Origin of the sequence: Candidatus Oleimmundimicrobium sp. (assembly GCF_030651595.1) — a bacterium.
Lineage (GTDB): Bacteria > Actinomycetota > Aquicultoria > UBA3085 > Oleimmundimicrobiaceae > JAUSCH01.
Window position 1 is genome coordinate 1 of the sequence record NZ_JAUSCH010000072.1, and the last position, 8,796, is coordinate 8,796.

General features: G+C 39.0%; 9 protein-coding genes. All 9 read right to left on the minus strand.

What is annotated here, in order from left to right; genetic code table 11:
• Positions 1 to 313: 313 nt before the first annotated feature.
• Entirely contained in the window at positions 314 to 574 is a 261-nt protein-coding gene (locus Q7U95_RS04690) for a hypothetical protein (RefSeq protein WP_308752277.1), read from the minus strand.
• Positions 571 to 849 (minus strand): AbrB/MazE/SpoVT family DNA-binding domain-containing protein, encoded by a 279-nt coding sequence (locus Q7U95_RS04695; RefSeq protein WP_308752279.1) that lies wholly within the window; start codon positions 847 to 849, stop codon positions 571 to 573. The genes Q7U95_RS04690 and Q7U95_RS04695 overlap by 4 nt, the downstream gene beginning before the upstream one ends.
• 162 nt (positions 850 to 1,011) lie before the next feature.
• The gene (locus Q7U95_RS04700) at positions 1,012 to 1,689 is read right to left on the minus strand and encodes a hypothetical protein (protein ID WP_308752281.1); all 678 of its coding nucleotides are present in this window, start codon (positions 1,687 to 1,689) and stop codon (positions 1,012 to 1,014) included.
• Between the two features lie 322 nt (positions 1,690 to 2,011).
• A complete protein-coding gene (locus Q7U95_RS04705) occupies positions 2,012 to 2,659 on the minus strand; it encodes a DUF3800 domain-containing protein (RefSeq protein ID WP_308752283.1) in 648 nt (215 codons plus the stop codon).
• A 218-nt stretch (positions 2,660 to 2,877) separates the two neighbouring features.
• Positions 2,878 to 3,510, minus strand: coding sequence for a DUF4145 domain-containing protein (locus Q7U95_RS04710; protein ID WP_308752285.1), 633 nt, complete (start codon positions 3,508 to 3,510; stop codon positions 2,878 to 2,880).
• A 139-nt stretch (positions 3,511 to 3,649) separates the two neighbouring features.
• Positions 3,650 to 6,082, minus strand: a complete 2,433-nt coding sequence (locus Q7U95_RS04715; protein ID WP_308752287.1) for a DNA/RNA helicase domain-containing protein — start codon at positions 6,080 to 6,082, stop codon at positions 3,650 to 3,652.
• Between the two features lie 4 nt (positions 6,083 to 6,086).
• Positions 6,087 to 6,434, minus strand: a complete 348-nt coding sequence (locus tag Q7U95_RS04720) for a nucleotide pyrophosphohydrolase (protein ID WP_308752289.1) — start codon at positions 6,432 to 6,434, stop codon at positions 6,087 to 6,089.
• 194 nt (positions 6,435 to 6,628) lie between these two features.
• Entirely contained in the window at positions 6,629 to 8,020 is a 1,392-nt protein-coding gene (locus tag Q7U95_RS04725; protein ID WP_308752291.1) for an ATP-binding protein, read from the minus strand.
• A 593-nt stretch (positions 8,021 to 8,613) separates the two neighbouring features.
• On the minus strand, positions 8,614 to 8,796 hold a 183-nt coding region (locus Q7U95_RS04730; RefSeq protein WP_308752293.1), incomplete at its 5' end, for a hypothetical protein.

The window sequence follows — 8,796 nt, forward strand, 5'->3', positions numbered from 1 at the left end:
ACTCATTGTTTATTCCCTCCTGTATTAAAATTTACACTTTATTATATATCTTATTGTAATTAATGCTTTGATATTTTATCGGCTTTTAAATTTATTTTCCTATTGCGATTCGTGAAACTTAGAAGCGATTTGGTTGATGAGTTGGTTATTCAAGTTTGTCAGGCTGACCCCTATTTCTATTTTTCCTATTTTTTCCTTACTTATGAACCCGAATAAAAAAGCTTTTTTGATTTTCCTGGTGGCTGAGGACTGGAAGCTGGCGGCTATTTCAAGTTTGTCAGACCCGGCCCTGTTTTTTACTTTTATTGATTTGTTATTTTCCCAAAACGTCCTCGTGCTTGCCAATTTTACGCAAGATGATTGCCTCTTTGGAGATTTGAAACGTAAAACGATAATTCATGGTTATACTTGCTTCCCACATATCAGTTGTACCCTGAATCCGCTTTACTCTAAGAGAAGGATGTTGTTTGGGAAGTTCGGCTAAGAGCCGCAGTTTAGCATCCGTCTGTTTTTGAATATCGGACGGGAGCTTCCTGTAACAGCGCTCAAAGTGACGGGTGACGATGAATTTCATCGTTTGAGATCCTTAAGCATCTCATCGATTGATTTATACGTCTTTATACGGCCTTTCTTAATGTCTTCTTCAACTTCCTGTTCGCCGTGTTGCCATTTTGAGCTCCAGAACCACGCTTGCGAAGAATCAACGAGTTTCTTCGGGCGAATCAAAATTCCTTCTTCGGTCACTTCAGCTTCGACAATATCACCTTCATCGATGTGGAAAGCTTTTCTGAGCTTGGCCGGCAAAGTCAGCTGGCCCCGCTTTCTCACCGGTATCTTTATTGTCATCATTTTCACCTCATGTTAAAATTTCTGATTATAAGAATATCAGAATTTCTGATTTTCGTCAATTTTATTAAAACTATAAGGTTACAAGTTCATAGGAGTAAATTTAGAGCACCTCAAAATAGCTATTGAGGCACAACTCCTTTTTAGTTGGTTATCATCTTTCTACTACATCTCCAAATATTTCTCAGCACCATGCACCCATGCAAAGTGCAGGGTGAGGTCGGGCGCGATACTTGTCGATACCGCTTGGTCTACCCCTGCCTTTAACCCGAATAGAGATAAAAACGCCTGATAATCTTCCAGCCACTCGTTGGTTTTGCTGAATGAATGGACAACCATAACCGCATCTTTGGCATGAAACCTTTTTGCTTCAATAATTGTAGAAACCGTGCGATGCAATAATTGATAACGAATTCCCTCCGGTGGAGGAAAAGCCAAACCAAGTTCACTGCACAAGAATTTGAGTCTTTTTTCTTTTCCGGGCGTATGTTCAGAAAACCATTCTCCAACAGTGGGACCAAAAGGCTCAGATACCTTGCCCTCTACCGCAATAGACACCAAGCCATCTTTTGTTTCTCCGAGAACCCAAACATCATTCTGGGAGGAATTGCCTCTGCCGGGCAACGGAACCTTGTGCTCGGGAATGGCAAAAATTGTGTTCAAACCCCTAAGAGATGGTATTTGCTCAAGCACAGATAGAATTTCCTGCGGAATACCATCGGCTTCCTGCCAGCAATACGCTAATGAACGAGCTGAATATCCTTTTTTCCAATGCTTCTCCGGTTCAGCAAGAAACCTTTTCCAATCTTCCGGGCCAGATGCCGGAATTAATATTTTCCCCATGCCTTTTCCTTTTTAAGGGCTAATTAATATGCTGAATTCCATAATTTGCAATTGAATTCCGGGTCAAAACATAAATTTCTTCAAGAATTTCCAATCGAGTTAGTCGGGTCTGACCACGTTTCTACATTTTCTTCGCTATTAAAAACTTAATAGTTTCTTGGAAAAACTTAATAGTTTTTTAAAAATACTTCAAAAATTTATTATAAAATGGTACAATTTATTTGAGCGATAAGTCCGCTGTGGGTTGTTCTAGATGTTCCCTTCCATCGAGTGGGCCATAGTCTAGACACAACAAACTCACAAGGCACGCTCTTTTTATCTTTTACAGGTATTTAGTTTCGAATTCAATCTTTTCTTTAAACATCTCATACCAAGTGGTTTTGTTTTTCTCATATTTTTCAAAAATTCCCCAGCAGAACATATCTACAGCTTGTAGACCAGAAGCTTCGTGAGACAACCAATGATAAATATCCAATGGCACTTTTGGATCCAAGCGAGCTTCGAGATGCCTCCTTACATATTCGTTAAACTCAACTATTTCTCGTTTGCCTTTTGACTTATCAATTATTAGCTCAACTCTTGCATTGGCTTTCTCGAATGGTATTTGGTCTAAAACCTGGCGGGCAATATAATTATAAATCCTTGGTTTATTCTTAATCAGATCTTCGTAAACTCTTCGCTTGTTTAGGTTTATAGTATACAAAACAAATTTAGCTTCTCTCGCCTGCTTATAAAAGTATTTTTTAATCTCTAAAGTGGTACCGCTTCCCTTAAGTTCACTAACCAACCTTCCTCTTTTATGAGGCGGATTCAACTTTCGCCGAAGAGTTACTTTTACTGCTTTTATAAGTTTCCGATTATTTTCAACACCTCTTAGCGCTAAAATTGTAACCGTAAAAAATTTCGATGGTTTCTTGTTAACAAAATCAAAACCTAAATCACCTGACTCATCTAAATACAAATACCACATATTTAAACCAGCAACCCCTTTATGCTTTTAATTTGGCTATTTACCCACTTCTGTTTTTCTCAATACCCCTCAAAGTCTCTTTTGGCTTGTTCTAAAATCTTTTCTGCTGCGTCTTTGAATGTCATTTGTTAACTCCTTATCTTTAAGAAAACATCAAAATTAAAGCCCTGACAGGTGCCTTTTAATGGGTAACCCCAATTCACCCTTTTATTATGCTGTTATTTCCTGCTCTTCTTGGAGATACTATCTTTCAATTTCGTAATTTTATTGGGGGCAACATACACGTATTCGAGCATTGCAACTAAGAAATCGTCAATGGCACTTATTTCCGCTTGGTCAATATCGACCTCGATTTCATGAGCACCTATGTTCCCTATAAATCGTAAAGTCTCGGCCATCTCTACTATTGTATTAGGAATTAAGCCCATCTTCGACAAATCGGCTATTTGCTCTTTCAAATTCCTCCCCTTCGCTTTTTGATCTCTACAAAGCAATTCGAGCGATCTTCTGAGTAACACGACAAAGGCATTTGGCGAAAGTTTTTCAACTTTTTTCGCTTCCTCATAACTCTTTCTAATTTCTTCAGGTATCGCTTTACCGAGTTCACGAGAAGATGGGTAGAGCTGGCTTGCATTTCGAAGATCGCCTGTATTGCCCGATCCTTCCCAATCTGAAAATAAGGAAATCCCATTACATGTTTTGCATTCCGTCAAATAATAATATGTATCAATTTTCCCGAGACATTCGCCATTAGAGCCATATATCTCTTCTTGAGAGGAAATCTGTGTCTTTACAAAATGTGATGTTTTGTTGCCGCAGTAGCTGCAAATCAAAATTATTTCGTTGTTCATTATGACTCCCCCCTACACTAAACTAATAAATATATATACTGAATTCCTAATACACAATTAAACTTCGAGTCAAGACACAAATTTCTTCAAGAATTTCCCAAAATTGTGTGATTTCAAGGTCAGTTTTTTATAGATAACACTATCTATCCTTATTAAGAACTTTAATTAGCTCAGCAATAACAATAAACTCACTTTCTTCAACATCATGAAGTTCAATAGCCTCATAGGCTGGGTTAAGTGGCTTTAAACGAATGACAGCATGCTTCCAAGTCCCGTCCTTAGCTAAAATCTTCTCACTTTCATATACTTTGACGGTATACTTGCCACCTGTTTCTAAATCATCAATATTGTGATGTTGAACTAAAACGATCTTGCCTTGACGAGACCCTTCGGGGTGAACACGGAAGGCACAGTAGCTCCCGTCGGGTATCTTCGGTTCCATTGATTTGCCGACTACCTGAGCAACAAACATCTTTTCATCAAGTTTTCGACCAATATCAACCTCAATCCATCCTTTTTCTTCAACATCTTGGCCTTCTCCAAACTTCCCTGCTGCCGCTTTTAATGAATATATTGGTAGATATTTATTAAACTTTTCACTCTCTTCAACATCTAACAACGTACGCTTCAAAACATCATCTTGCTCTTCGGTTTTTAATAAGTCAGAAACCATCAATTCCTTTTGCTGTTCAAATTGTTCCAGATTTTCAATTCTTGATTTAAAAAATCTTTCTGTATCCTTATCAATAAAATATACGTAGCAACCCTTCATTCCGCGACTAAGTAAAACTCTGTAAGTATTCTTAACAAGTTCCGTAAATTTTTCTCCCGAGCGCTTTACTACACTATCAGACGATTTATTCCGTTCACCGTGCCACCCCTGTTTATCTAAATCATAAACTAAGTCTTCCCCAAAAATAACACCCACGTAATCGAACTCAAAACCTTGAGCAGTATATATACAACCAATTTGATTTATACCATTCGGATCATGCGCCCAAAATGAAGCTTTTGGTATCCCGGGGGCCAATCGTCTGGCCTCTGGCCTTGCATCCCAAGGTCTCTTGTAGTCTCCTATTACAACATCATCTTTTAACGTGCCATCATCATTAGGAAGTGACCAATCCCAACAAAATCCTGCTGACACTCTACCGGTAAAACCTTCTTCTACTTTCTGTCTAATTGCATTTTCCAGCTCCAGGGGAGACGAAAATATTTTAAAATCGAATTCTTCATGCCGATCCCAAATAACATTGGCGGTTCTTTTAATTCCGAGAGTATTATTAACCCAATTAACGAATGCGTCCGAGCCGTTGCATCTAAATTGAGCTTCAAGTTCGTATTCAAGAATCTTACATCCTTTTTCGGCTGCCCTTTCCTTAATATATTGCACCGACCCAATTTCATTAGGACGTACTACTTGATTGTCATCTATAAAGAATACGGCTACTTTAGAAGCATGCAATAATTCCTCAATTTGAGGCAAATCTGACCTTTTTGTTTTAGGTGTAAAACGATTATTGCTCGTCTTGCGAATTCTGTGGGCTTCATCTGCAATAAGAACATCCAAAATGTTTTGTTCAACACTGGGATAGCTGTTAAAATACTTAAATTGGGCAGACCCTCTTGACCCAATAATTTTTCTTAGTGTTTGCGTAAAAGCCCGGGAACCCGTCGCATAATGCGCATTGTAACCTTTAAGCAATAAATCTGCCATAAGATTAATAGCAATTACTGACTTGCCTGTTCCGGGTCCACCTTTAACAATAATTACAGTTTTTTGCTTATCATGAAATCCTTTTTTGGCACAAAAAAGTACCTTATCATATACTACCAGCTGCTCATCAAGCAAAACATACTCAGATTTACCCTTGATCATATTGCCCACATGATCCATTAATTTCTTGCAGGGTCTGTATTTACTTTCTTCCACTTTCCTAAGAACATCTACTCCATTGCCACCTATCAACCTCTCAAGCAAATAGTTCTTCAGTTTATCCACATCATCAGCAGTAAATAGCGGATAACTTTTTAATGGCTCTTGGAATTTATCTGAAAAAATAACATCATTATTATAGTAATTGTAATTATGCAAATATGCACAAGCACTTAATTTAACCGAGCTTAAACCGTCATAAAAAGCTGTGTGTGTATCTTCTAAGTATGTCTTATATTGACCAACTTGTACCGAGGGATGCAAAACTTCTCTTTTTGCGCCTCCAACCCATGTCAATACTTCGTTTTCGCCAAAAGCCACTTCGCACTTATCCCATTGCTTGAGCTCGATAATTACCGAATTATCTTTTCGTTCTCCATCTTCTCCGCATATCAAGCAATCTAATCTTTTTGAAGTAAGTGGCAACTGGTACTCAAGAATTATCCCGTGGTCTAATAAATTTGCATATTGAAAGACTTGAGAAACAGATCTTAAAGAATTTCTCCAAGAATTTATTTCCATAGGGGAAGGGTTGTATCTGAAGTAATTAAAAAATGAGGTCTTTAGTTTTTCCGCTATCTGATTTTGTATCGTATCTTGAATAAATTGTTCAGAGGTACCTGCATAAAGTCTCATATTTTTACAACCTATTGTATTTTGTATGTTTCCCTCGTGCTTTTTCTGTTGGGTATTTTTGAGCATTTTTTGCTAGTTTTCTTTCGATTGCTACTGGAAGATCGATTTCAAGATTATCAGCAAGTTCAAATAGATACATTGCAACATCCGCTAGTTCTTCCGATATTTCCTCTTTGTAAATTTTCCCATGATTCAAAACTTCTTCGGATGATTTCCATTGGAAATGTTCTAAAACTTCCGCAGCTTCCAAAACCAAAGATAAGGCCATATCTTTATGATTATGAAATTTAAGCCAATCTCTTTCGTCTCTAAATTTTTTTATTTTCTTAGTTATGCCCTTGATTTCATCCATAAGCGCTCCTCGGGAAGCAACAATATTTTCGTTCTTTTATCAGTATACCAAATTACAATCTAAAGGTTTCAACAAAATGTGGTTTTGTCCTCTAATAGACGAAGCCCATCAGTTCCGCCAGTAGTCCAGAGGACTATCAGCCTTTGGCTGAAGCCTCTTCTGGCTGAAGGCGGACAGGCCGGGAGTCGTTCGTTTCAGCATTTTTTAAGCTTATCTTTTTCAAAAAGAAAAACCCTCTCTTCTTTTGCCACTTTTTTCATTTCCTCTGTAAAACCGCTTCGGCTAACCAGACAGAAATATTCTTTTCTGTCTGGTTCCCCCCAGTCCACTAATGAAGCTTTTCTTCTTAAATCACGATAGATGTTGGTTCCAACCTTCTTGTTAGACCACTTTGCTTCTCCAAAGAGAATCTCATTGGTTTCATCGTTGAGCGCCACTAAATCAATTTCCTCATTTTTGTCCCACCATCGCCCCACTCGCATAAAAGGAAAAAATTCATTGCCATGCGCTCTAAGAATCTCTTGAGTCACTTTTTCATAGGTTTGAGCGACCAATATATTGAAGCTCTCTTTAAGCTTCTTTAAAACCGGCGCGGTGTTTCCGAGTTCAAGCTCACTCTTAAATGGAAAAACGTAGCTGAACCAAAACTTTACAAACCGGTCTTGCAAACGATAACGGCCTTTTCTGGAACGAATTGGGTTCTTCTCCGTAACCGGTATCTCTTTCTCTATTAACTGAAGATTTTCTAAGGTAAAAAGGTACTTGTGAAGACTGCTTTTTTCAATTCCGGTTTCATTTACAATCTCACCAAATTTGTTCCGACTAAAAGCAATTGCCTTTAAAATACTAAAATAATTTCGGGGTTCGCGTAGCTCCTCTTTCAAAATGAATTCCACCTCGTTATATAGGAACTTATCGGGGGAAAGCATTTCATTTACGATATTTTTCCTTGGTGAAAGGTGAGTGTTTAGCTGTTTTAAATAAGCGGGCATTCCGCCGGCGATAGTGTAAAAACGCAAACAGTCCTCCATTGATTTGGCCGGAAAAAATTGCGAAGCCCCTGAAAATGAAAAGGGTTTAATTAAAAGTTGCCCCGTTCTTCTTCCATAGAGCGGCGCTTTATAAGCTAAGGTCTCCGACTCCATCATTGAGATGCTGGAACCGCACAATATGAGAAAAATCGGCAAATCGCTTAAGTATTCATCCCAACCCTTTTGAAAAACAGACGAAATGGCCTTGTTAGTGTGAGCAAGATACGGAAACTCATCAATGGCTAAAACCATTCTCTTTTTGACGTTGTCCTTTAGATATTGAAAGAACTGATACCAATCCTTAAAACCGTTTTCAGCAAGAAAATTGTCCTCAAAAAATTCACCCACCACTCGACCCAAAAATTTTAAGTTCATGCTTTCCGGCAGGTTGTCGGACAAAAAGTAAATGGCGGGTTTCCCCTCAATGAACTTCTTTATAAGCTCCGTCTTGCCCACCCGTCGCTTCCCATAAATCACTACCAATTGAGAATTTTGATTTTTCCAAAAACCTTGGAGAGATTTAAGTTCACGCTTGCGATTAATGAATTTATCCAATGCCCCTCCCTTCTTCACTATTTTCGATAGCGGAATTGGAACTGATAGTCTACTTATAATCAGTCTACTCTAAAGTAGACTATTGTCAAGACCCTGCTTATCGGTAAAGTTTGTTATTGGGAGTTCCGCTGAAGGCGGACAGGCGGGAGTGAAATCAGCCTCCAGTCTCCAGGAAAAACAAAAAAAGAATATCGCTTAGAGTATAGAGCAAGCGAAGCAGGAATAAGAACTTTTTAACACATGCGCAGAAGTTTGCAACCTACCCATTGGTATGGAATCTGGTTTAAATGAAAAATGTAAATGAAAATTTTAAGAGCAAAACCTCATCACCCTCCCCTTTTCCCCCTCCCATCAAGGGAGGGGGAAAAGAATGAGATTGCCACGCTCCGCTCGCAATGACCAATCTGTAGGCAGGCAATGACGAATCTGTAGCCATCTGCTATAAGCTAATTGTCATTAACGCCATATCATTTTTAGGCGCCCTGCCTACTGGCAGGCAGGCAATTAGGAGCTGTTGCCCGCCCACAAAAAAACACAATTAAACCGAGATTGCCACGTTCCCCACCGTTGGCGGGTCGCTCGCAACGACCAATCTACAGGCAGGCAATGACCAGTCGCCAGCTACCAGAAAAAACAAAAGAGCGTTTTAAAAGATTTAGGTCTTTAAAACCCGGTGGGTTGTTCATGGGTGATATATGAGAGCGCCGACGAACAATCGACAAGGCGGGGTTTCGACCGAAGCTGTCTGAGCCCCGGTTTATCGGGGAGAGTTCTGC

Excerpts from the sequence above, each read along its gene's own strand:
- Q7U95_RS04710 (WP_308752285.1), bottom strand. The coding sequence starts at position 3,510 with ATGAACAACGAAATAATTTTGATTTGCAGCTACTGCGGCAACAAAACA.
- Q7U95_RS04715 (WP_308752287.1), bottom strand. The coding sequence starts at position 6,082 with ATGAGACTTTATGCAGGTACCTCTGAACAATTTATTCAAGATACGATA.
- Q7U95_RS04695 (WP_308752279.1), bottom strand. The coding sequence starts at position 849 with ATGATGACAATAAAGATACCGGTGAGAAAGCGGGGCCAGCTGACTTTG.
- Q7U95_RS04690 (WP_308752277.1), bottom strand. The coding sequence starts at position 574 with ATGAAATTCATCGTCACCCGTCACTTTGAGCGCTGTTACAGGAAGCTC.
- Q7U95_RS04700 (WP_308752281.1), bottom strand. The coding sequence starts at position 1,689 with ATGGGGAAAATATTAATTCCGGCATCTGGCCCGGAAGATTGGAAAAGG.
- Q7U95_RS04705 (WP_308752283.1), bottom strand. The coding sequence starts at position 2,659 with ATGTGGTATTTGTATTTAGATGAGTCAGGTGATTTAGGTTTTGATTTT.
- Q7U95_RS04720 (WP_308752289.1), bottom strand. The coding sequence starts at position 6,434 with ATGGATGAAATCAAGGGCATAACTAAGAAAATAAAAAAATTTAGAGAC.